The 21,381-nt window shown below is 69.5% G+C and carries 21 protein-coding genes and 1 riboswitch; of the genes, 4 read left to right on the forward strand and 17 right to left on the reverse strand.

All coding sequences use genetic code 11. The features are described 5' to 3' along the window. A partial coding sequence (fgd, locus tag ACWDUM_RS26680) for a glucose-6-phosphate dehydrogenase (coenzyme-F420) (RefSeq protein WP_450136327.1) occupies positions 1 to 611 on the reverse strand: 611 nt, incomplete at its 3' end. Positions 612 to 713: 102 nt separating this feature from the next. Further along, on the reverse strand, positions 714 to 1,055 hold the full coding sequence (locus tag ACWDUM_RS26685) for a YidH family protein (RefSeq protein WP_450114725.1): 342 nt from the start codon (positions 1,053 to 1,055) through the stop codon (positions 714 to 716). 152 nt (positions 1,056 to 1,207) lie between these two features. On the opposite strand from ACWDUM_RS26685, the gene ACWDUM_RS26690 reads away from it, so the two are divergent. The 3 genes from ACWDUM_RS26690 to ACWDUM_RS26700 all read left to right on the forward strand — a co-directional run bounded on the left by ACWDUM_RS26690 (position 1,208) and on the right by ACWDUM_RS26700 (position 2,994). Further along, a complete protein-coding gene (locus tag ACWDUM_RS26690) occupies positions 1,208 to 1,756 on the forward strand; it encodes an NlpC/P60 family protein (protein ID WP_450114724.1) in 549 nt (182 codons plus the stop codon). Between the two features lie 162 nt (positions 1,757 to 1,918). After that, the gene (locus tag ACWDUM_RS26695; protein WP_450136433.1) at positions 1,919 to 2,410 is read left to right on the forward strand and encodes a C40 family peptidase; all 492 of its coding nucleotides are present in this window, start codon (positions 1,919 to 1,921) and stop codon (positions 2,408 to 2,410) included. Positions 2,411 to 2,517: 107 nt separating this feature from the next. Continuing rightward, the gene (locus tag ACWDUM_RS26700; RefSeq protein ID WP_450114733.1) at positions 2,518 to 2,994 is read left to right on the forward strand and encodes a VOC family protein; all 477 of its coding nucleotides are present in this window, start codon (positions 2,518 to 2,520) and stop codon (positions 2,992 to 2,994) included. Positions 2,995 to 3,106: 112 nt separating this feature from the next. On the opposite strand, the gene ACWDUM_RS26705 is transcribed toward ACWDUM_RS26700, so the two are convergent. From ACWDUM_RS26705 to ACWDUM_RS26745, 9 genes are all read right to left on the reverse strand, one after another. Beyond that, positions 3,107 to 4,252, reverse strand: a complete 1,146-nt coding sequence (locus ACWDUM_RS26705) for an LLM class flavin-dependent oxidoreductase (RefSeq protein WP_450136328.1) — start codon at positions 4,250 to 4,252, stop codon at positions 3,107 to 3,109. Then, positions 4,249 to 5,046, reverse strand: a complete 798-nt coding sequence (locus ACWDUM_RS26710; protein ID WP_450114722.1) for a DUF1684 domain-containing protein — start codon at positions 5,044 to 5,046, stop codon at positions 4,249 to 4,251. The genes ACWDUM_RS26705 and ACWDUM_RS26710 overlap by 4 nt, the downstream gene beginning before the upstream one ends. Continuing rightward, positions 5,043 to 6,437, reverse strand: coding sequence for an NtaA/DmoA family FMN-dependent monooxygenase (locus tag ACWDUM_RS26715; RefSeq protein ID WP_450136329.1), 1,395 nt, complete (start codon positions 6,435 to 6,437; stop codon positions 5,043 to 5,045). The genes ACWDUM_RS26710 and ACWDUM_RS26715 overlap by 4 nt, the downstream gene beginning before the upstream one ends. A 14-nt stretch (positions 6,438 to 6,451) precedes the next feature. Further along, complete coding sequence (locus tag ACWDUM_RS26720) at positions 6,452 to 7,573, reverse strand: LLM class flavin-dependent oxidoreductase (protein WP_450136330.1); 1,122 nt, start codon at positions 7,571 to 7,573, stop codon at positions 6,452 to 6,454. Then, complete coding sequence (locus ACWDUM_RS26725; protein WP_450136331.1) at positions 7,563 to 9,185, reverse strand: dipeptide ABC transporter ATP-binding protein; 1,623 nt, start codon at positions 9,183 to 9,185, stop codon at positions 7,563 to 7,565. The genes ACWDUM_RS26720 and ACWDUM_RS26725 overlap by 11 nt, the downstream gene beginning before the upstream one ends. Next, entirely contained in the window at positions 9,182 to 10,102 is a 921-nt protein-coding gene (locus ACWDUM_RS26730) for an ABC transporter permease (RefSeq protein WP_450136332.1), read from the reverse strand. The genes ACWDUM_RS26725 and ACWDUM_RS26730 overlap by 4 nt, the downstream gene beginning before the upstream one ends. Continuing rightward, entirely contained in the window at positions 10,095 to 11,156 is a 1,062-nt protein-coding gene (locus ACWDUM_RS26735) for an ABC transporter permease (protein WP_450136333.1), read from the reverse strand. The genes ACWDUM_RS26730 and ACWDUM_RS26735 overlap by 8 nt, the downstream gene beginning before the upstream one ends. 3 nt (positions 11,157 to 11,159) lie before the next feature. Continuing rightward, complete coding sequence (locus tag ACWDUM_RS26740) at positions 11,160 to 12,809, reverse strand: ABC transporter substrate-binding protein (protein ID WP_450136334.1); 1,650 nt, start codon at positions 12,807 to 12,809, stop codon at positions 11,160 to 11,162. A gap of 82 nt (positions 12,810 to 12,891) precedes the next feature. Then, on the reverse strand, positions 12,892 to 12,999 hold the full coding sequence (locus tag ACWDUM_RS26745) for a putative leader peptide (protein WP_450136335.1): 108 nt from the start codon (positions 12,997 to 12,999) through the stop codon (positions 12,892 to 12,894). A gap of 7 nt (positions 13,000 to 13,006) precedes the next feature. Continuing rightward, positions 13,007 to 13,100: riboswitch (SAM riboswitch) on the reverse strand. 309 nt (positions 13,101 to 13,409) lie between these two features. Here ACWDUM_RS26745 and ACWDUM_RS26750 point away from each other — a divergent pair. Beyond that, positions 13,410 to 14,939, forward strand: a complete 1,530-nt coding sequence (locus ACWDUM_RS26750; RefSeq protein ID WP_450136336.1) for a DUF222 domain-containing protein — start codon at positions 13,410 to 13,412, stop codon at positions 14,937 to 14,939. A 51-nt stretch (positions 14,940 to 14,990) separates the two neighbouring features. Here ACWDUM_RS26750 and ACWDUM_RS26755 read toward each other — a convergent pair whose 3' ends face one another. From ACWDUM_RS26755 to ACWDUM_RS26780, 6 genes are all read right to left on the reverse strand, one after another. Beyond that, positions 14,991 to 16,349 carry an NtaA/DmoA family FMN-dependent monooxygenase gene (locus ACWDUM_RS26755; protein WP_450136337.1) on the reverse strand — a complete coding sequence of 453 codons (1,359 nt, stop codon included), beginning with the start codon at positions 16,347 to 16,349 and terminating at the stop codon, positions 14,991 to 14,993. A 19-nt stretch (positions 16,350 to 16,368) separates the two neighbouring features. After that, the gene (locus tag ACWDUM_RS26760) at positions 16,369 to 17,595 is read right to left on the reverse strand and encodes an LLM class flavin-dependent oxidoreductase (RefSeq protein WP_450136338.1); all 1,227 of its coding nucleotides are present in this window, start codon (positions 17,593 to 17,595) and stop codon (positions 16,369 to 16,371) included. 81 nt (positions 17,596 to 17,676) lie between these two features. After that, the gene (locus ACWDUM_RS26765; protein ID WP_450136339.1) at positions 17,677 to 18,726 is read right to left on the reverse strand and encodes an LLM class flavin-dependent oxidoreductase; all 1,050 of its coding nucleotides are present in this window, start codon (positions 18,724 to 18,726) and stop codon (positions 17,677 to 17,679) included. Beyond that, positions 18,723 to 19,232: a GNAT family N-acetyltransferase gene (locus ACWDUM_RS26770; protein ID WP_450136340.1), complete on the reverse strand. Its 510-nt coding sequence runs from the start codon at positions 19,230 to 19,232 to the stop codon at positions 18,723 to 18,725. Before ACWDUM_RS26770 ends, ACWDUM_RS26765 begins: the two co-directional genes overlap by 4 nt. After that, positions 19,229 to 20,359 (reverse strand): FAD-dependent oxidoreductase, encoded by a 1,131-nt coding sequence (locus ACWDUM_RS26775; protein ID WP_450136341.1) that lies wholly within the window; start codon positions 20,357 to 20,359, stop codon positions 19,229 to 19,231. Before ACWDUM_RS26775 ends, ACWDUM_RS26770 begins: the two co-directional genes overlap by 4 nt. 39 nt (positions 20,360 to 20,398) lie before the next feature. Continuing rightward, the gene (locus tag ACWDUM_RS26780; RefSeq protein ID WP_450136434.1) at positions 20,399 to 21,367 is read right to left on the reverse strand and encodes an ABC transporter substrate-binding protein; all 969 of its coding nucleotides are present in this window, start codon (positions 21,365 to 21,367) and stop codon (positions 20,399 to 20,401) included. Between the last annotated feature and the right edge of the window lie 14 nt (positions 21,368 to 21,381).

The raw sequence follows: 21,381 nt of genomic DNA on the forward strand, positions 1-21,381 counted from the left end.
TCGGTGTACAACTCCATGCCCTTGCCGGAGGTGCAGATGAACCCGTCCCCCGCCCGACCCGCATACCGCGCCACCACAGGGCCACCCGCGGCGATGTACACCGGGATGCCGCCCTCGGGCACGTCATAGATCGACGCCCCCACCGTCCTGTAGAACTCACCGTCGAAATCGACACGCTCACCGGTCCACAACTCCCGCATCAACCGCACCGACTCCCGCAACCGCGCGAACCGCTCCTTGAACTCCGGCCACTCACCCGAGTAGCCGGTGGCGATCTCGTTGAGCGCCTCACCCGTCCCCACCCCGAGCATGACCCGCCCCGGATACAGACACCCCATCGTCGCGAACGCCTGCGCGATCACCGCCGGGTTGTACCGGAACGTCGGCGTCAACACCGACGTCCCCAACTGCAACCGACTGGTGCGCTCCCCCACCGCCGTCATCCACGCCAACGAAAACGGCGCATGCCCACCGTTGTGCCGCCACGGCTGAAAATGATCCGACACCGTCGCCGAATCCATCCCCCGCTCCTCCGCCAGCACCGCCAACTCCACCAACTCCCGCGGACCGAACTGCTCCGCCGACGCCTTGTACCCGAGCTTGAGTGCCACCGTTCCTCCTGGGTGTGATGCAGATTGCAGACCGTCCCTCGCGACGCTAAACGAGATGGGCGCCTCGTGGTGCGGCGGGGTTGCCCGGGCGCCGCAGGTCCCTCACGCCCCGAGGACGGTGACGACGGCGGCGAATGCGGCGACCAGGGTGATCGCGACGGCGAACACCCACAGGTCCCGCTCCTCGGGCATCGGTGCACCGGATTCGAGCGCGCGGCGCACCTGCAGCCAGCGGCGCAGGCCGGCGATCGGGGCGGCAACGGCGAGCAGGATCAGCGTGAGCCCCAACAGGGTCCGCACCCATCCGGTGCTGAACTCGGGGACCAGATGCACCATCGCGATTCCCCCCGCCAGCAGACCCAGGGACGTGCGAATCCACGCGAGAAAGGTCCGCTCACTGGCCAGGGTGAATCGTTCGTCGGGGCGGTCTTCGGGGTCGGCCACGGACTCATCCTCACACCGCGATGCGGCGATGTCCGGCAGGCGCAATCGGGCCGGACGTCGTGTCCACCGCCACGGAGACCGTTCGGTGTCCGAAAGGTAACCTCCTGTCGACCTGCCTCCACCACCGCTGCCCGCCGGGAAGGACACCGCCGATGCCCTCCACGATTCCGGCGGCCCGCAGTCGGGTCCGCGTCGGAACCGTTCTCGGCGGGGCGGGACTGACGGCCCTGGTCGCGTGCGCGGTCGCGCTGCCCCCGATGCTGTCGAAGTCGACGGCGGATCGGCTCCACCGGTTCGCCGCGACCGAGCCGGTCGTCCCGGCAGCCGCGGAGGTGCCGCCACCCGAGCCGAGCCCCGCGGGCCTGATCGCGCTGGCCGCGGCGTACACCCAGGCCGGCAAGGCGTACGAGTGGGGCGGCACCGGACCCGACACCTGGGACTGTTCCGGGCTGGTGCAGTGGGCGTTCCGGCAGGCGGGGGTGGAACTGCCGCGGGTCAGCGAGGATCAGGCACTGGTCGGCGACCCCGTCTCGGTCGCCGACATGGCACCGGGCGACGTGATCACGTTCCGGGACGCCGCCGACCACGTCGGCATCTACGCCGGTGACGGGCAGGTGTTCAACGCCTACGACGACACCGTCCCGATCGGGTTGACGGCGCTCGCGGACCTGCCGCCGATCCACAACGTGCAACGGTTCTGAAACCCCTTTACCTGGCGAGGGGCCCGGTTCGAGCCGTAACGGAAAGTGATCTGTAACACTTTTCCCTCGAATCGTGATCTAACCTCCGACCGCTGCCCGAGGCCGACCAGGAGGACCACGCTCGTGAACTCATCGACCGCACGCGACCAGCGAACACCCCGTCTGCGCCGCGCCCTCGTGGCCGGCACATTGACCGTCTGCGCCGTCACTCTCCCCGCGGCGCCCGCGCTCGCCGTCGGCAGTGCAGGCAGTTCGACCGGTTCGGTCAGCGCCGGCAGTTCGGCGATTCCGCTGCCGATCTCGTCGCCCGCCGGGCTGACCGCACTCGCGGCGGCGACCACCCAGACCGGCAAGCCCTACCTGTGGGGTGGGACCGGCCCGAACTCCTGGGACTGCTCCGGGCTCACCCAGTGGGCGTTCCGGCAGGCCGGCGTGCAGTTGCCGCGGGTCAGTCAGCAGCAGGCCTGGGTGGGAACGCCGATCCCGTTCGCGGCGATGGCGCCCGGCGACATCATCACCTTCCGTCCCGAGAACGATCACGTCGGCATCTACGCCGGTTTCGGTCAGGTGTTCAACGCGTACGGCGCCGGGGTGCCCATCGGGTTGACACCGCTGTCGGAGATGCCGCCGATCAACCAGATCCGTCGCTTCTGACTGGACGCGATTCTGACTGGACGCGATGAGTTCGGGCGACGACCCTGGTCTGTACGTGTGAGGACATCCACCCGAGAGACCGACACGTCATGGAGGACCGATCCGTCATGCAGAAGATCACGCCCTGTTTGTGGTTCGACTCGCAGGCCGAGGACGCCGCGGCCTTCTACACCGGCATCTTCAAGAACTCGTCCATCGGTGAGATCAGCCGGTACGGCGAGGGCATGCCCAAGCCCGCCGGTACCGCGATGACGGTGGCGTTCACCCTGAACGGTCAGGACTTCACCGCGCTCAACGGCGGACCCGAGTTCTCGTTCACCGAGGCGATCTCGTTCCAGGTCGACTGCGCCGATCAGGCCGAGGTCGACGAGTACTGGGACGCCCTCACCGCCGACGGCGGGCAGGAATCCCAATGTGGTTGGCTCAAGGACAAGTTCGGGGTGTCGTGGCAGATCGTGCCGTCGGCACTGCCCGTCATCCTCGGTGGCCCCGACCCGGCCGGGGCGCAGCGCGCGGTCGCCGCGATGATGCAGATGCGCAAGATCGACATCGGGGTGCTGCAGAAGGCATACGACGGCGAGTAGGCGAAGCCACACACCTTTTCGCGCGTCCGCAGAGGCGATCGAGGTCGAACGCCCCTGTGCGAGCGGGTGAGGGTGTGTGCACGCCCATCCCGGCGCGCTGCGACCGGGCGCGTCAGGCCGCGCGCAGCCCGAGTCCCCATTCCCGCGCCAGCAGCTCGTACGACCGCAGCCGGTCCTCGTGCCGGTGGGTCGCCGACGTCACGACGAGTTCGTCGGCGCCGGTGACCCGCTGGAGCGCCGCGAGCCGGTCGGCGACCGTGTCAGGGGCGCCGACGAACTGCGTCACCAACCGGTCCTCGACGAGTTCGCGTTGGCTGTCGGTGAGTGCGGGGGTGGTGACCGGGTCCGGGTACGGGATCGCGCCCTGCCCCGAGCGAATGCTGTGGGTCCAGTGCCCGTACGTGGAGGCGAGATTCCGCGCGTCCCGGTCGGTGTCGGCCACCACCGCGTCGGCGGAGACCACCACGTACGGCTCGTCGAGCACCGCGGACGGCCGGAACGCGGCCCGGTACGCCTCGACCGCTTCGACCGTGGTGCCCGGGCTGACGTGGTAGTTCGCTCCGAACGGCAGTCCGAGGCGGCCGGCGAGTTCGGCGGACGGCCCTGCGCTCGAACCGAACACCCAGGTCTGCACGCGGGCGCCCGCACCGGGGACGGCGTGCAGGTCGATCCCGTCGGGCGTGGTGTAGGTGCCGTCGAGCAGGGCGAGGATCTCGTCGACCTGCTCGCCGAAGTCCGGTGACTGCGCGCCCGGCTGCTGCAGAGCCGCGAATCCTGCCACCAGTCGTGGCGACACGAGCAGTGCGTCCGGGAAGAACGGCGGCGGAATGACCAGTCCGTCACGAACTTCCGTGGTGGTGCGTCGCACCGGCGCCGCCGGTCCGCCCTGCGCCGCCTTCAGTGCATCGGCGCGCCGCTGCCCGGACCGCCCGATCCCGAGGTCGATCCGACCCGGGTGCAGGGCGTCGAGGGTGCCGAACGCCTCGACCACCGCGGCGGCGGTGTGGTGTCCCAGCTGCACGGCGGCGGCGCCGACCCGGATGGTGTCGGTGGCGGCGGCGATCGCACCGATGAGCACCGCCGGGGACGACGACGCGACGGCGACGGCGACGAAGTGGTGCTCGGCGACCCAGTAGCGGCGGTAGCCCCACTGCTCGGCGTGGCGCGCGAGGTCGATGGTGTTGCGCAGGGCCTGTGAGGCGGTGCTGCCGGCGCTGATGGGCGACAGGTCCAGTACCGACAGGGGAACGCGGCTCATGCGGTCAGCTCCTGGCTCTCGGGACGACTCGGGATACGCGGGTTGCGCTCCCCCGCTTCGACGGCGAAGGGCAGTCGGTTGTCTGCCGGCGCGATCGGGCAGGTCGCGGCGTCGGTGAACGCGCAGGGCAGGTTCTCGGCCCGGTTGAAGTCGAGGATCACCGTGCCGTCCCCGGCCGGCGCCGCGATCTGCAGGATGCGGGCCGCCGGGTAGGTGGTGACGCCGCTGGTGGCATCGGTGAACAGCACCCGGGTCGGACCGCTGCCGTCGCCGAACACGGTGAGGGTGTGCTCGGCGCCCCCACGATCGAAGCTGACGGTCCCGACCGCCGGGTGGTGGTGCTCGAGCCCGTCCACGACGGCGCCGGTGGTGACCGTGCGACGCTCGGGGAACGGGGCGAGCCGGGCGGGGACCACCCAGCCGGGATCCGGCTCGTACGTGGGAATCCCGGTGAATTCCGCGAGGGCGGGCGCCTTCGGATCGTGGATGCGGACCGCGAATCGGCCGGTGCGGCGGATGATCTCGGCGTCCCGGTCGCCGAGGCGGATCCGCACACCGGGTGCGCCCTCGGCGGGTGTGAGGATCCCGGCACCGGATGTGCCGCTGTGCACCACGGTGTCGCCGTCGACGTGCCACAGGCCCGGAACCTCGTCGAGCACGGCCGGGTGCTCGTCCAGCCAGTGCAGTGCCGTCAGGCCGAGCCAGCCGTCGGGGTCCGACAGTGCCGCCTCGCGGGCCGCGCGCCAACGCTGCCAGTCCTCGTGGAACCGGTCCTGCTCCGATGCGGTGGTCATGAGGCTCGAACTCCTTCGGTGTGGGTGTGCGTGTCGCTTTGGGTCGCGGGACGCGGTACGTCGAGACCGAGATGGCCTCGCAGGGTGGTGCTCTCGTATGCGGTGCGGAAGCTGCCGCGCTCCTGCAGCAGCGGCACCACTGTGTCGACGAATTCGTCCAGACCACCCGGCGTGAGGTGCGGGACGAGAATGAAGCCGTCGCTGGCGTCGGTCTGCACGTAGGTGTCGATCTCGTCGGCGACCTGCTGCGCGGTGCCGACGAACTGCTGGCGGGCGGTGACCTCGATGATCAGTTCGCGAATGCTGAGGTTCTCGGCCTCCGCCTTCTGCCGCCACGCCACCGCGACGGCTCGAGGGTCCTTGGCGTGCCGGACACGTCCGCGGGTGATGTCGACGTTGTCCTCGGGCTCGACGTCGGGCAGCGGACCGTCGGGGTCGCAGCCGGACAGGTCGCGGCCCCAGACCTGTTCGAGGAAGGCGATCGCGGTCTGCGGACCGACCTGCTGCAGCCGGATGTGGTGGGCACGTTCTGCGGCGTCCTCGGCACTGTCCCCGAGGACGAACGTGGCCGCGGGCAGGATCTTCAGGTCGTCGCGGCGCCGCCCGTACCGGGCGAGACGGCCCTTCACGTCGGCGTAGAACGCCCGCGCGTCCTCGATCGTCCCGTGCCCGGTGAAGATGGCGTCGGCCTTGGCGGCGCCGAACTCGCGGCCCTCGTCCGAGTCCCCGGCCTGCAGGAGCACCGGGTGTCCCTGTGGGCTGCGCGGCACCTCGAAGCGTCCGGCGATGTCGAACTGGGTGGTGTGGATGTCGAACGGGGCGATGTCTTTGTCGGAGGCGAAGATCCCGCGTTCCCGGTCCACGAGCGGGGCGCCGGGGCGCCAGCTGTCCCACAGGGTTCGGGTGGCGTCGATGATCTCGTTGGCGCGCACGTACCGCTGGGAGTGGTCCAGGAAGCCACCGCGGCGGAAGTTCTCGCCGGTGAACGCGTCCGACGAGGTCACCATGTTCCATGCGGCACGGCCACCCGACAGGTGGTCCAGCGTCGCGAACTGCTTTGCCAGTTCGTATGGTTCGTTGAAGGTGGTGTTGATCGTCCCGGCCAGCCCGAGGTGCGTGGTGGCGCCGGCGAGTGCTTCGAGGACGGTCAGCGTGTCGGGCCTGCCCACCACGTCGAGGTCGTGGATCCGGCCGCGGTGTTCCCGCAGGCGCAGTCCCTCGGCGAGGAAGAAGAAGTCGAACAGTCCGCGTTCGGCGGTGCGGGCGAGATGCAGGAACGAGTCGAAGTCGATCTGACTCTTGGACTCCGGGTCCGCCCACACAGTCGTGTTGTTGACGCCGGGAAAGTGCGCGGCGAGGTGCACCTGCTTGCGGGCAGTGGTGCGTGACATCGTGATCGATCCCTTCAGTGAGTGGTGGCGTAGCGGCTGGCGGGACGGGGCAGGCCGAGACGCTCCCCCACGGTCGTGCCGCTGTCGCGTGGGGTGGTCCGCAGCGCGGGCAGTACCCGGGATGTGAGCAGGTCGAGCGTTGACGCCAGCGCGAGCGGCCGCAGGACGACGCCGTCGATGCCGTGCAGACCGTCGAGCACGGCGACGAGCCCATCCGCTCCCCCGCGGTGGAACAGTGAGCGCGGGCGGTACGCGGCTCCCGCCCAGTCGTCCAGCCGCGCGAGAGCTGTCGCAGCCGCCGCGTCGTCGTCGGCGAGCAGGATGTCGATGTCGAGAAGGACGGTCACGGACCGGCCCGCGGCCCGCGCCCGCACCCGATCGGCAAGAGCGGACGCGGATTGCGCGTCCGGAGCGGAAACGCGTACGAGATCGGCTCGGGCGGCGGCGAATCCGAGCGACTCCTCGTCCTCCACCGAAACCGCCACGACCGGCCGCCCCTGCGGGGACCGCGGGGTGATGGACGGACCCTTGACAGAGAAGTACTCGCCTTCGAAATCGATGTAGTGCAGCTTGTCGCGGTCGACGAAGCGCCCGGTTGCGACGTCCCGGATCTCGGCGTCGTCCTCCCAGCTGTCCCACAGCCGCACGGCGACCTCGGCGACCTCGTGCGCTTCCTCCCACAGCGATACCGGGTCCTGGGACTGCTTGCGCCCGAACAGTGCTGCCTGGTCCTCCCCGCTGGACACCGCGACCTGCCACCCGGCGCGACCACGAGTGGTGTGATCGAGGCTCTGGATCGCCTTGGCCACGTGGAACGGCTCGGTGTGGGTCACCGTCGCGGTGGGGATCAGGCCGATCCGGGACGTGACGGCGGACAGGCGGGCGGCCACCCCGACGGCCTCGAGCCTGCCGCGGACGGTGTCCCGGGCGGTGGCCACCCCGAACCGGTCCGGCAGGAACGCCAGATCCGCTCCCGCGCGGTCGGCGGCGCCGATCAGGTCGGACCAGTAGCCGCCGGTGAAGAGATCCTCGGCGCGCGAGTCGTCACGACGCCACGAGGCGGGATGCGCGCCGGTACCGGCGAACTCGATTCCCACCAGCAGTTCCGAGGTGGGCAGTTCTGAATTATCGGACATGTCGAACCTTCCCGGGGATCGCATCGAGCAGCACCCTGGTGTACTCGCGTTGCGGGTTGTCGAAAATATCTGCGGTGGAGCCGGATTCGACGATCTCACCGGACCGCATCACGGCGACGTTGTCGCTGATCTGCCGGACCACCGCCAGGTCGTGTGAAATGAACAGGTAGCTCAGCCCCAACTCGTCCTGCAGGTCGGTGAGCAGGTCGAGGATCTGTGCCTGTACCGACACGTCGAGTGCGGAGACGGGCTCGTCGAGGACCAGAAGTTCCGGCTGCAGGGCGAGTGCACGGGCGATCGCCACCCGCTGGCGCTGGCCGCCGGAGAGTTCGGCCGGGCGACGGTCGAGATGCGCCGCGGACAGCGCCACGTGGTCGAGCAGTTCCTCCACTCGGCGGGCACGGTCACGCGTGGTGCCGATGCCGAAGGCACCGAGCGGTTCGGCGACGAGGTCCCGGATCCTCAGCTTCGGATTCAGTGCCGCGTACGGGTTCTGGTGCACGATCTGCACCCGCCGCCGCAGGGCCCGCAGATCCCGTCCCCGCAGCCCGGTGATGTCCCGGCCGTCGAACCGGACCGTCCCGGACGTGGCGGTCTCGAGCCGGATCGCGATCCGCGCGACGGTCGACTTCCCCGACCCCGATTCGCCGACCAGGGACAGCGTCCGCCCGCGCGGAACCTCGAAGGAGACGCCGCGCACCGCGTCGAGCGAATGGCGGCGGTCGATCCGGAACGTCTTCGACACCCCGGACACGCTGAGCAGAGGTTCGGCCGCACCTCTCTCCGGGCGCACCGGCCCGTCGGCGAGACTCGGTGCGGCGGCGAGCAGCGACCGTGTGTACTCGTGCTGCGGGTTGTCCAGGACCTGCGAGGCCGGTCCCGTCTCCACGACCCGGCCCCGCTGCATGACGACGATGCGGTCGGCGCGGTCGGCGGCGACACCGAGGTCGTGGGTGATGAGCAGGACCGCGGTGCCACGCTCGGCGATACGTGCCTCGAGGTGGTCGAGGATGCGACGCTGCACGGTGACGTCCAGCGCGCTGGTGGGTTCGTCGGCGATGACCAGGTCGGGGTGGCAGGCCAGCGCGATGCCGATGAGCACACGCTGCCGTTGGCCGCCGGACAGATCCTGTGGGTACTGACCGGCGCGCAGTTCGGGATTGTCGAGGCCGGCCTCCTCGAGGATCCGCAGCGCCTCGATCTTCGCGGAACGGCGGTCCGCGAGGCCGTGGATGCGCAGCGTCTCGGCAATCTGGTCCCCGACGCGGATCACCGGATTCAGCGACGTCGTCGGGTCCTGCGGGACCAGACCGATGCGGGCCCCGCGCACCTTCTCGAACGCCCGGTCGGGCAGGGTGTCCAGGCGCTCCCCGTCGAACGTGACGGCGCCGCCGGTGACACGGCCGCTGCCGGAGAGCAGACCGAGGATTGCGTGCGCGGTCGTCGACTTGCCGGAGCCCGACTCGCCGACCACGGCGACGACTTCGCCGCGGGAGACGGTGAGGCCGACCCAGTCGACCGCGACGACGGGGTCGTTCGCGTCGCCGTACGCGACCCGGAGGTCGTCGACCCGCAGGAGCGCTGACCCGGTTCCGGCGGTGTCGGCGCTCATCGTCCGCTCCGATCCTCGATCGCGTGACCGATGCGGTGCGCCGCCAGGACGACGGCGATGATGACGAGACCGGGCAGTGTCGTCATCCACCACGCGGTGGCCAGGTAGTTGCGGCCCTCGGAGATCAGCGACCCCCATTCGGGTGTGGGCGGCACCGCTCCGAAACCGAGGAAGCTCAGGGAGGACACCGCCAGCACGGCCATCCCGAATTCGACTGCCGCCAGCGCTATCACCGGGGCATAGGCGTTGCGCAGCACGTGGCGGTACAGCACGGTGGGCCAGCGGACGCCGGAGGCGAGGGCGGCCTCGACGTACAGCGCCCGCCGCACCCGCAGCACCTCCGAGCGCATGACGCGGGCGAAGTTCGCGACGAGTCCGACACCGACGGCGATCGCCACGTTGACGGTGCCGAAGCCGAGTGCGGTCACCAGGGCGAGCGAGAGCAGCAGCGCCGGAATCGACAGCAGCACGTCGACGATGCGCATCAGCACCGCGTCGACCGCTCCCCCAGCCGCACCCGACAGCAGGCCGACGATCGAGCCGACCACCAGGGCGATCCCGACCGCGAGGAACGTCGCGGTGAGCGAGAGCCCGGCGCCGTGCACGACCCGCGTGTACACGTCGCGGCCGATGTTGTCGGTGCCGAACCAGTGCGCGGCGCTCGGGCCCTGCAGCTTGTCCGCGGGCACGCCCTGCAGCGGGTCGCCGGACGCGAACACCGACGGGAACAGCGCGAACCCGATCGCGAGGAGCAGCACGACCGCGGAGAGCGCCACCACCCAGTTGCGGCGGAGCCCGCGGACAGCGGTGCGGAGCGCCGCGGTGCGGCCGGGCGCAGCCGACTCGGCGGAGCCACGGCGGCGCACCGCGGTGGCGGCCGCGACCTCGACAGGTTCCCGGATCAATGTGTCAGACATGGGCCTTCACCTCCACGGTCTCGTCCTGCGATGTGGCATTCGGGTTCGTGGTGTTCGGCGACGGGGAGTTCGGGGCGCCGCCGGCGGCCGATCCTCGCCTGCCTGCCGCTCGGCGGCCGCCGTCGACGATCCGCGGATCGATCAGCGGATACAGCAGATCGACGGCGAGGTTGACGAGCACGAACACCAGCGAGCTGAACACCACGGCGCCCTGCACCACCGGTATGTCCTGGGCCATCACCGACATCTGGGTCAGCCGGCCGAGCCCGGCGCGGGAGAAGACCGTCTCCACGACGACTGACCCGGCGAGCAGCGTCCCGACCAGGACACCGGCGATGGTGAAGGCCGGGATGCTGGACAGCCGCAACGCATGCCGGGTCTGGATCTGCCAGCGGGACGCTCCCTTCGCCCGCGCCGCCTCGATGAACGGCTGCCGCCAGGTGGTCTGCAGGCTGGCCGCGAGCACCTGCGCGATGACCGCACCCGTGGGCAGGGCCAGGGTGATCGCGGGCAGCACCAGGTGGGAGAGGCCGCCGTCGCCGAACGCGGGGAACAGCGTGAGGGCGAACGAGAACACCTGCAGCAGAATCAATCCGACCCAGAATGTGGGGACCGCGACACCGAGCGGCGGCAGCGAGAACAGGAGGCTGCGCAACCGGGTCGATCGCGTGTAGGTGGCGAGGAACGCGACGGTCGTGCCGAACACCACGGCGAGCACCAGGGCGGTGAATGCCAGCGCCAGGGTGCCCGGAACCGCCGAGGCGATCGCGTCCGTCACCGACTGGCCGGTGGAGATGGACGTGCCGAAGTCACCCCTGACCGCGGCCGTGAGCGCGTTCCAGTACTGCACCCACACCGGCTGGTCCAACCCGTATCGGGCCTGCAGCTGCGCGACCGCGTCGGCGTCGATCGCGGCACCGCTGGCGGCGGCGGAGTCCACGGCCATGCTCACCGGGTCGGACGGCAGCAGGTACAGCACGACGAACGACACGGTGAAGGCCGCCCACAGCACGCCGATCGCCTGCAGCACACGGGATCCGAGATATCGAGTCATTGGTTACTCGCTGAGCCAGGTGTCGAAGAATTGCAGGCGTGCGGATGCCTCGAACTTGAGGTCCTGCACGGTGGCACCGGCACCGATGGCCTGGGACAGCTCGACGGTGGGAAGCCACAATCCGTTGTCGAGGACCAACTGCTGCGCCCTCTCGATCAGCTCTCCCCGCTGCGCCGGCTCGGTGGTCCGCAGCTGGGCGGCCAGCACCTCGTCGAGCTCGGGGATCGGGCCGCGGGCGTTGAGGTTTCGGCCGTCGATGCCGAAGGCGGTGCGCAGGATGTCACCGTCTGCGCGGGTGCTGTTGTAGTAGGTGGAGTCGTAGTCCTTGGTCGACTGCCGTGCCGTCTGCTCCGCGGTCGAGACAAGTTCGAGTCGCAGGTCGACACCCACGGCCCGCAGCTGCTGCTGGACGAGCTCGAGGATGGCCTGGTTGCCGGCGAACACGCTGCTGAAGGTGACCGAGAAGCTCAGCGGGGTGCCGTTCTTGACGCGGATGCCGTCCGGCCCGGGCGCCCAGCCGGCCTCGTCCAGGATCTTCTTCGCGGCATCCGGGGCGTAGGTGACCTCCGAGAGCTGGACGTAGTCGGGTGTGCGGGAGGCGAGCGTGCTGGTTGCGGGCCGGAAGTCCGGGCCGAGCACCGTGTCCACGAGTTCCTGCCGGTTGATCGCGGGGACGATTGCGGCGCGCACCGCCGGGTCGGCGAGGACGCCGCGGGTCACGTTCGGCTGGAATCCGAAGGGAATACCCGGGTTCGACGTGGTGAGGATCCGGCCGCCGGCGCCCTCGATCTGCGGAGCGTCCTGGGGAAGGGCATCGGAGACGGCGTCGAGCTGGCCGGACGCCAGCGATCCACTGCGCACGCCGGATTCGGGCACGATGGTGAACTCGATCTTGTCGAGATAGGCCTCACCGTCGTGCGCGAACACGTCCGAACCCCAGGCGTAGCCGGCGCGCTTGGCCAGGGTTGCCGACTTGTCCTGGACGTAGCTCTCGTAGACGAACGGGCCGGTACCGGACAGATTGCCCGCGCACCGCTGCTCCGCGGTCTTCGCGACGTCGGTGTCGGACAGGAAGCCGAGCTGCACCGTGGAAGTGGCCTGCAGGAACTGCGAATTCGGCGACGAGAAGGCGACTTGCACAGTGCGTGGGTCCACCACGGTGGCGCCGGTGTAGCCCGACAGGTAGCTGGCAGCCAGAGGCGCCTTCGCCCCGGTCAGTGTGTTCAGGATCGAGTCGAAGTTCCTCTTGACCGACTCCGCGGTGAACGCGGAGCCGTCACTGAAGGTCACCCCGTCGCGCAGGTGGAAGGTGAACGAGGTCGCGTCGGCATTGACGTCCCAGCTCTCCGCGAGCCACGGCTTCGGTTCCCCGGTCTCGGGGTCCTGGTCGGTGAGCGAATCGACGACCTGCCGGGCCACGTAGATCGTTTGGTTGGAACCGGATTGGGCCGGGTCCGCGCAGGTCGGGGCGCCCGAAAGCCCGTACCGCAGGGTGCCGCCCGCATGTGGGGTACCGGCATCGGTCCCGCCGGCCGCGTCGGCGGACCCGCACGCGGTCAGGCCCGCGGTCAGTGCCGCGGATGCGGCCAACGCGAGCGCGGCTCGACGCCGGCGATGGGCAGAAGTTGACGACAAGAACACCGAGGGCTCCATTTTCTCTACACGCACAGATCGCTGCACGGCGCCGGGGCACCGCGTGTGCGGTGCCCCGGCACCGAAACGGGGGCTGATCCGATCAGGACTTCGGGGCGAACGAGGCTGTGGACGAACAGGTTCCGGAAGCGACACGGCACAGGTCGATGTGCAGCCGCGCCCATGCGGTCACGAAGCCCATGCCGATCATGCCAACGCCTCCATCGTTCCCGGCGGTAGCACCCTCTCCTGACGATCAGGGGGTTGCTGCGACGTCGTCGAGCCGGGTCTCTCGGTCGCTCTGGATGGTCGATGCCGATGTTAATGATCCACCTGTCCCTGACAAAGCCTTAACGTCAGCGCGATCGAAACCCTTCTCCGAGATGCCATGTCGATACGTTGGGGTCGGTTGATCGCCCGAGGGTGTGCGCCTCGCGCATCTGCGCGATGTCACCTTCGGAAGTCGCATCCGGCTGTCACCGATGTCTCGGTACACGGCCGTCGCCGGTGTTCCCGGCGACTGGGCCTGAACCCCACGCTCGACCCGCAAAACCAAACGAGCAGGCCGAGCAGATCCACGAATCTGGTCAATCTGTCGGACACCCGAAGTAGAATTCGAACATGAGTTCGGCAATCGGGAGCGGGGGAGTTGGCCAGGTGGAACACCACCTGGCCGCCCTCGATGCCGCCGTCGACGGCCTGCTCGGGGTGGGACTGGTCGGACTGTCGGACGGTGACGTTGTAGAAGTGATGCAGCGGTTCGAGACGTCGCTGAGGAAGGCCTCCTCGGTCGGGAACCGGCTCGTCGTCGAGGCCGGCGAACGCTCACTTCCGGGAACCCTGGGCTGCCGATCGATCAACGAATTCCTCGTCCAGACACTGCGAATCTCGGGAGGCGACGCGGCCGCGAGGGTCAAGCGGGCACGCAAGACCGGGGTGTGGCACACCGTCGTGGGGGAACCGATGGAACCCACCTTGCCGGAAACGTCCGCCGCACTGACCGACGGCGCGATCGGTGTCGATCATGTCCGGGTGATCGCGCAGGTGATGCGCAAGGTTCCGCACGGAACCGACGTCGACAAGATCGAGGTCGCCGAACGGATCCTCGCCGACACCGCCCGCTCCACCACTCCCGAAGACGTGACGATGATCGGCGTCCATCTGCTCGCGCACCTGGCGGCCGACGGCGACGTTCCCGACGAGAAGGATCGCAAACGACGCCGCGGGCTGCGGATCGGGAAGCAGGGCCCCGATCTCATGACGCCGGTCTCCGGACTGCTCGATCCGGAGTTGCGGGCGATGTTGGAGCCGGTGCTGGCGAAACTCGCACGACCCGGCATGAACAACCCCGACGATCCCGAGTCGCCCAGGGGCGACGTGGACTCGCCGGACCTGGATCGCACCGCACTCGCGAAGGCCGCCGCCCGCGACACCCGCACTGCGGTGCAACGCAACCACGACGCCATGAAAGCCGCTCTACGACAACTACTGTCGTCGGGCGTGCTCGGTTCTCATCGGGGATTGCCGGTGACCGCGATCATCACCATGACCCTGAAGCAACTCGAACAAGCGACGGGGATCGTGACCACCGCATCCGGTGGCATCGTCCCGATCGCCGATGCCCTCCGTATGGCAGAGAACGCACACCCGGTGCTCGTGTTGTTCGACCATCGTGGCCGGCCGCTGCACCTGGGGCGGTCGAAGCGACTCGCATCCGGCGACCAGCGGTTGGCATTGATCGCAGCGTCCGGTGGCTGCACACGCCCCGGCTGCGACGCACCCGCCTCGATGACCGCCGTCCATCACATCCGTGAGTGGAAGGACGACGGGCGCACCGACATCACCAACGAGGACCTCGCCTGCGATGCCTGCCACGCCCTCGTCCACGACGGACCGGGCGGCTGGAAGACCCGCACCGCACCCGACGGCACCGAGCACGCCGGGCGGACCGAGTGGATCGCACCGAGACACATCGACCCGGAACAAGGACCGAGGGTCAATCACAGACATCACCTCGACGAGATCATCGCCGAGTCCGTCAAACACGCCCGCGCCCGCCGCGAAGCCGAAGTGCGCGAACATCACCGCCGCTGGCATCGCTACGGGATGAGCGGTGTCGACCATGGTGGCGGTGACGACGACGCGCCGTGACCCGAGGTCGCCCACTCCGGGTGGAAAGCAACGGTCACCCAGCGGAACCGGCTATCCGACGGTGACGGGGTGCGCCGGAACAGGCAGAGCGAGGTTGTCGCGCAGTGTCGTGCCCGTGTACTCACTGCGCAGGACGCCGCGGTCCTGCAGGTGCGGCACGACCTGATCGACGAACTCGTCGAGGCCCGTGGGCACCAGGTACGAGCCGATGATGAAGCCGTCGGATCCGTCGCTGCGCACGAAGGTGTCGATCTGCTCGGCGATCTGTGCGGCGGTCCCGACGATCGGGCCGCGCTCGAACTGATCGGCCACGGTCTCGCGCAGTGTCAGCTTCTTCTCCTCCGACACCGCACGGAGTTTCGCCACGGTGTCGAAGCGGTCCTGGTGGATGAACGCGCGGCCCTGGATGATCGGCGGTGCCTCCGGGTCGGGGTCGATGTCGGGGATCGGCCCGTCCGGGTCGTACGCCGACAGGTCTCGGTTCCACAACTGCTCGAGCAGGATCAATGCGGTCTGGCCGGTGACCTGCTGGTCTCGGATCTCCAGGTACTTCTCGCGGGCGTCGGCTTCGCTGTCGCCGATCACGAAGCTCGCCGACGGCAGGATCTTCAGATCGTCCGCGCTGCGGCCGGCGGCGACGGCGCGAGCCTTGACGTCCCGGTAGTACTCGGCCGCCTCCGGCAGGCTCCCGTACGGCGAGAAGATCGCGTCGGCGTTGGCGGCAGCGAAGTCGCGTCCCTGCGGCGACACCCCGGCCTGCAGGAGTACCGGCCGGCCCTGCGGGCTGCGCGGAACCGTGAAACGGCCACGGATGTCGAACTGGTTGCCGTGGAACTCGAACGCACCGGCGTCCGGCCGGTTCAGGAATCGGCCGCTGCCCCGGTCGGCGACGATGTCGTCTTCCCGCCACGAATCCCACAGCTGCCGCACGGCTTCGACGGCTTCCTCGGCGCGGACGTACCGCTGCGAGTGCGGCAGGAATCCCCCACGACGGAAGTTCCGGCCGGTGAACGCGTCGAACGACGTGACGACGTTGCACGCGGCACGACCGCCGGACAGTTGATCGAGCGTCGCGAATTGGCGGGCCAGCTCGTACGGTTCGTTGAACGTGGCGTTGATCGTTCCGGCGAGGCCGAGGTGTTCGGTGACCGCGGCGAGGGACGCGAGCACCGTGAAGGTGTCCGGGCGGCCGATGATGTCCTGGTCGAAGATCTCGCCGGCGCGTTCGCGCAGCACGAGACCCTCCGCGAGGAAGAAGAAGTCGAACTTGCCGCGTTCGGCGGTGCGGGCGGTGTGCTCGAACGAGTCGAACTCGATCTGGCTGCCGGCCTCCGGATGCCACCACGCTGTGTGGTGGTTGACGCCACCGAGGTAGGCGCCGAGGATGACCTGCTTCTTGGGTGTGCTCATGGGTCCGTCTCTCCTGGGATCAGGCTGCCGGAGTTCCGGCCGCGTAGCGGTTGGGGACGTCGGTGGGCAGACCAAGAAGCCCGCGCAGCGAGGTGTCGGGATAGTCGGTGCGGAAGAGTCCGCGCCGCTGCAGTTCCGGCACCAGCACCGTGGTGACGGCCTCGAGATCGTCCACCGCGACGCCCGGGCGAAGCCGGAATCCGTCGAAGCCCTGCTGCTGCCACGATTCGAGTCGATCGGCGAGCTCGCCCGCGCTGCCCGTGAACACCGTCGCGTCCGTGACGAGCTCGCGGCCCGCGAGGCGGTCGAGCCGCCGCAGCCGGTCGGCACCGAACTCCCGGTCCGTGTCGAGGAAGACGAGGACGTCGGCGTACACCTGCAGCGGAACACCTGGGCGCCCAACGCGCTCGGCGGCCGCCGAGACGTCGGCGAGCACCGCGGGGCCGTTGGTGTCCGTGGGTGTCACGAACACCAGATCCGCCGTGCGCGCGGCCAGTTCGTACGCGACGTCCCGGTGTGCAAGAGCTGTGACCACCGGCTGCCCCTGGGGCGGGCGGGGGGTGATGGACGGCCCACGCACGCTGAAGAAGCGCCCCTCGAAGTCGACGTGATGCAGCTTGCCCCGGTCGATGAACCGGCGCGTGGCGACCTCGCGGATCTCCGCGTCGTCCTCCCAGCTGTCCCACAGGCGACGGACGACCTCGACGACGTCGGCGGCCTCGTCGAACAGTTCCAGGGCGAACGCGGGCAGCGCCCCGGTCGCCAGCGCCTCCCTGTCCCGCTTGTCCAGTCCGGGAACGTCCCGGCGCCCGAAGTGCGCCGCCTCTTGTTCCGACGACGACACCTTGACCTGCCAGCCCGCGCGGCCGCGTGACGTGTAGTCCAGCGTCGCGACCGCCTTCGACACGTGGAACGGCTCGGTGTGGGTGGCGGTGATCGTCGGGATCAGTCCGAGGCGCCGCGTCCGCGGGGCAATCCGCGCGGCGACGAGGTGGGCATAGAGCCGCGCGCGCACGACGTCCACCGCATCCGGGTCCTGGGCGACGTATGGGTTGGCGGGCACGGCGAAACTGTCCTCGATGGTCACGAAGTCGAGCAGTCCACGCTCCGCAGTCGCGGCGAGGTCTGTCCAGTAGGAACCCGAGAAAAGTTCCCGGGGCCGTGAATTCGGCTCCCGCCAGGCTGCGGGATGCCAGCCGGCGCCGTCGAGGGCGACGCCGAGGTGGACGGGGTGGGTCGGGGACATCGGGTGAACTCCTGTGGTCGGTGGTGTGTGGGGCTCCGACGAAACCGGCGAAGCGTGGTGGGGGCACATTCGGCGGCGATCTCAGGCCACCGCGACGGAGTCGCGGTGCGGGATCACCTGCCGCAGCACCGGAGCCACTTCCCCCTGGAACAGTTCGAGGCTCGCGCGCTGTTCGGCGGTGGACAGCCCGCCCCGGTCTGCGGTGACGTGCGTGACCTCGTGTCCGAGACGGTCGTGGTAGCGCAGGACCTTCTCGACCACCTGCTGTGGACTGCCGATCAGGGCGGAACTGCGCTCCACGAAGTCCTCGACCGTCTCGAAGACCACCGGCAGACCGCTGTCCCGGGCGAACCGCAGTCGCGCCTCGAACAGCGGGCGGTAGCGCTGCACCGCCTCCTGCGACGTGCGCGCGACATGGAGTCCCGCGGTCCCGGCACCGACGCGGGCGTCGGCGGGGTCGTGCCCGTACGCCTGCCATCGCTCGCGGTAGTGCTCGACGAGCTCGGCGTAGGGCTCGATCGGGTTGGTGACGTTCGCGGAGAACACCGGATCGCCGTACCTCGCTGCGAGGTCGACGGATTCCCGGCTGGTCGCGCTGCCGTGCCAGATGGTCAGGCGCGGTTGCAGCGGGCGCGGCACGGTGACCGCATCGGTCAGGGCGGGCCGGAATCGTGCATCCCAGGTGACGGTCTCGTTCTCCCACAGCGCCCGGAACAGTTCGTAGCCTTCACGATTGCGTTCCCACTGGTCCTCGGGACTCACGTGGAACAGGTCCGCCTGGGCGGTGCCGTTGCCCTTCCCGATCATCAGCTGCAGTCGGCCGCCCGACAGGTTGTCGAGCGTGGAGTAGTCCTCGAAGGCGCGCACCGGGTCGAGCAGGCTCAGCGTCGTCACCCCGGTCCACAGTTCCAGCGTGCTCGTGCGGGCGGCGATGTTGCTGAGCACGACCGGCGGTGACGACGCCAGGAACGGCCGCTCGTGGCGTTCACCGACGGCAAAGCCCTCGAAACCGAGTTCCTCCGCGAGAACGGCGGTGTCGACGACCTCCTTCAGGCGGGCGGCCGGATCGAGCCACTCCCCCGTGACCGGGTCGGGCTGGTGGGTGATCAGACTGAGGAGCAGGAACTTCACGCGGAGTCGGCCTTTCGGATCAGGTACTTCTCGAACGGGTGCGGCCCGATCTCCTCGGATGGGCGCGTCGGGTCGAACAGTGCGGTGTAGCCGGCCGCCAGATACAGCGCGACCGCCTCCGGCTGACGCCAGCCGGTCGTCAGGTAGATGCGGGTGTAGCCCCGCAGCGCCGCCTCCACCTCGAGTTCCTCGAGGACGATGCGCCCCAGCCCCCGGCGCCGGTGCCTGCTCGAGGTCCAGATCCGCTTGAGTTCCGCCGTCGCCTGGTCGTAACGGCGGAAGGCCCCGCCCGCCACCGGTTCCCCGTTCTCGACGACGACCAGCAGCACCCCGTCCGGTGGCGCGAACTCGTTGCCGGGATGAGTGGTCAGCGCCTCGAACTGCTCCTCGAACGGGCGCTCGTAGCGCGTGCTGTACTCGACGGCCAGCTCCGCGAGGAGCGGAGCGGCGAGCGGGTCGTCCTGCGTCACCGTGTGCACCTGCAGGCGCCGCGTCCGGCCCGTCACGCGACCTCCGCCCGCCGCGTCCCGAACCGGAACGGCTCGGGCGCACGAACGTCGCCCGCGACCAGTCCCGCGACCAGATCGCCGATGGCAGGCGCGAATTTGAATCCGTGCCCGGAGAATCCCGCCGCGACCGTCACGTCCCCGAGCCGATCGACGACGAATCGACTGTCCGGAGTGGTGGTGTAGAGGCAGGTGTCCGCGACCGCGGATGCCGCATCGACACCCGGCAGCCATGCCGCGGCATAGTCGACGAGGCGCTGCACCCCGGCCGGATCCGGCCGGAAGTCGCGGGTGTCGGGGTGCACTTCGGGCCCGGTGCCGTGCTCACCGATCTTGATGCCGGACGCGGAGCCGAGGCCGTAGATGCCTTCGCCGGCCAGCTCGGCACCGGGGTGGTGGACGAAGCTCGGCCACTCCGCACCGGTCACGGGTGCGAAGTGGGCGGGCTGTTCCTGCGTGGTGCGCAGCGCCGGCAAGGTCGGGGCGGGCCGAATTTCGTTACCGGCGAGCAGGGTTCGGGTCCAGGCACCCGCCGCGAGGACGACGTGCCTGGCCCGGACAACACCGACGTCGGTGACCACGTCGACGCCCGATCCGGTGCCGTGGATCTCGCGGACCGCGTGGCGATACCGGACGTCGGCGCCGGCCCGCTGCGCTGCCAGCTGCAGCGCACGCACCGCCCGATCCGCGTGCAGCCGTCCCGCCCCGCGATGGTGGAGCACGGTGGTGTCGAATCGCATTCCGGTCCAGCGTTTCTCCGCTGCCGCCGGTTCGAGCAGTTCGTGTGGGACGTCCAGCCCCGAGAGCGTTCGGGTACGGGCCGCCACCGCCACGGGATTGCCGTGGTCGACTGCCCCGGTGAGAGTGAGTACATCGGTGCCGCTGATCTCCTCCAGTTCCCGCCACAGCGGCAATGCGCGCCCGGCGAGCACGGTGTGGAACTCGTCGTCGTACGCCTGCCGGTAGATCCGGGAGGTGCCGTGGGAGGCCCCGCGCCGGTGGTCCGGTTCGAACTGCTCGAGCAACACCACCGACCGGCCCCGCGCGGCCGACCGCCACGCCGACGCCGAACCGATGACGCCACCACCGACGACCACGACGTCCACCGGGCCCTGCACCTGCGTCATGTTCTCTCCCTGCTCGTCTTCTCGCCGCTGGTATCGGGACTACTGCTTCTTCGGCAGGCCCGGTGGGTTGATCTGCGAGGATTCGACCGCCTCGCTGCTGATGCCCCAGCGGTCCAGAACCTGGGCGTAGGTGCCGTTGTCGATGAGATGGTTGAGCGCGGCATGGATCGCCCCGATCAGCCCGTTGTCCTTCTTCGTCAGGACGGCGATCTCCCCTTGCAGGTCGTAGCCCGCTCCGGAGAAGGTGCCTGCGACCTCGGTCTCGCCGGTCTGCAGGGCGTGGAAGGCCGACGACGGGTTGGGGCCGACGTACGCGTCGATCCGGCCCGAGCCGAGTGCGAGGTAGTAGTCGGTTGCCTGCTGGTAGTAGAGGATCTCGGCCGGCTCGAGCCCGGCCTTGACGTTCTGTTCGTTCCACGCGACGAGCAGCGCCTCCTGGTTGGTCCCCGAGCCGACGCCGATCTTCAGGCCCGCGATGTCCTTCGGACCGGAGAACGTGATGCCGCTGCCCTTCTTCACCTCGACGGCGAGACTGTCGAGCCGGTACGTGGCGAAGTCGTACTTCTCCTTGCGTTCCTCGGTGACGGTGACGTTGGAGATGAACGTGTCGGCCTCACCGGAGTCGACCCGGACGAAGTTCTGCGCCCAGTCCGCGGCTGTCAGTTCGACGTCGAGGCCGAGGACGTCGCCGATCAGGTGGGCGAAGTCTGTCTCCGATCCGATGATCGTCTTGTCGTCGTCGGCGTAGAAGCGCAGCGGCGGTGCCGTGCCTGCCGACCCGGTGACGATCAGCTTCCCTCGGTCCCGGATCGCCTGCGGCACCTGCGCCGCGATCTCGGGGACCTCGTCGGTGGTGATGCGGTTCTGCTCGGCGGTCAGGTTGTAGCCGGCGGCGGTGGCCGCGTCGGTCTCGGCGGCATCGCTCGAACTGCACGCGGAGCCCGCCAGCAGGGCGACGGCGGTCAGTGCCGAGGCGAACAGCCTCGTGTGGCGGGTGAGGGCGGACATCATTTCCTTCCAGG

Source organism: Rhodococcus sp. NPDC003322 (genome assembly GCF_053589555.1).

What these genes read in the sequence shown, in the direction of transcription:
- ACWDUM_RS26690 (WP_450114724.1), top strand. Translation starts at nt 1,208, where the DNA reads ATGCCCTCCACGATTCCGGCGGCCCGCAGTCGGGTCCGCGTCGGAACC.
- ACWDUM_RS26700 (WP_450114733.1), top strand. Translation starts at nt 2,518, where the DNA reads ATGCAGAAGATCACGCCCTGTTTGTGGTTCGACTCGCAGGCCGAGGAC.
- ACWDUM_RS26705 (WP_450136328.1), bottom strand. Translation starts at nt 4,252, where the DNA reads ATGAGCCGCGTTCCCCTGTCGGTACTGGACCTGTCGCCCATCAGCGCC.
- ACWDUM_RS26710 (WP_450114722.1), bottom strand. Translation starts at nt 5,046, where the DNA reads ATGACCACCGCATCGGAGCAGGACCGGTTCCACGAGGACTGGCAGCGT.
- ACWDUM_RS26715 (WP_450136329.1), bottom strand. Translation starts at nt 6,437, where the DNA reads ATGTCACGCACCACTGCCCGCAAGCAGGTGCACCTCGCCGCGCACTTT.
- ACWDUM_RS26720 (WP_450136330.1), bottom strand. Translation starts at nt 7,573, where the DNA reads ATGTCCGATAATTCAGAACTGCCCACCTCGGAACTGCTGGTGGGAATC.
- ACWDUM_RS26725 (WP_450136331.1), bottom strand. Translation starts at nt 9,185, where the DNA reads ATGAGCGCCGACACCGCCGGAACCGGGTCAGCGCTCCTGCGGGTCGAC.
- ACWDUM_RS26730 (WP_450136332.1), bottom strand. Translation starts at nt 10,102, where the DNA reads ATGTCTGACACATTGATCCGGGAACCTGTCGAGGTCGCGGCCGCCACC.
- ACWDUM_RS26735 (WP_450136333.1), bottom strand. Translation starts at nt 11,156, where the DNA reads ATGACTCGATATCTCGGATCCCGTGTGCTGCAGGCGATCGGCGTGCTG.
- ACWDUM_RS26740 (WP_450136334.1), bottom strand. Translation starts at nt 12,809, where the DNA reads ATGGAGCCCTCGGTGTTCTTGTCGTCAACTTCTGCCCATCGCCGGCGT.
- ACWDUM_RS26745 (WP_450136335.1), bottom strand. Translation starts at nt 12,999, where the DNA reads ATGATCGGCATGGGCTTCGTGACCGCATGGGCGCGGCTGCACATCGAC.
- ACWDUM_RS26750 (WP_450136336.1), top strand. Translation starts at nt 13,410, where the DNA reads ATGAGTTCGGCAATCGGGAGCGGGGGAGTTGGCCAGGTGGAACACCAC.
- ACWDUM_RS26755 (WP_450136337.1), bottom strand. Translation starts at nt 16,349, where the DNA reads ATGAGCACACCCAAGAAGCAGGTCATCCTCGGCGCCTACCTCGGTGGC.
- ACWDUM_RS26760 (WP_450136338.1), bottom strand. Translation starts at nt 17,595, where the DNA reads ATGTCCCCGACCCACCCCGTCCACCTCGGCGTCGCCCTCGACGGCGCC.
- ACWDUM_RS26775 (WP_450136341.1), bottom strand. Translation starts at nt 20,359, where the DNA reads ATGACGCAGGTGCAGGGCCCGGTGGACGTCGTGGTCGTCGGTGGTGGC.
- ACWDUM_RS26780 (WP_450136434.1), bottom strand. Translation starts at nt 21,367, where the DNA reads ATGTCCGCCCTCACCCGCCACACGAGGCTGTTCGCCTCGGCACTGACC.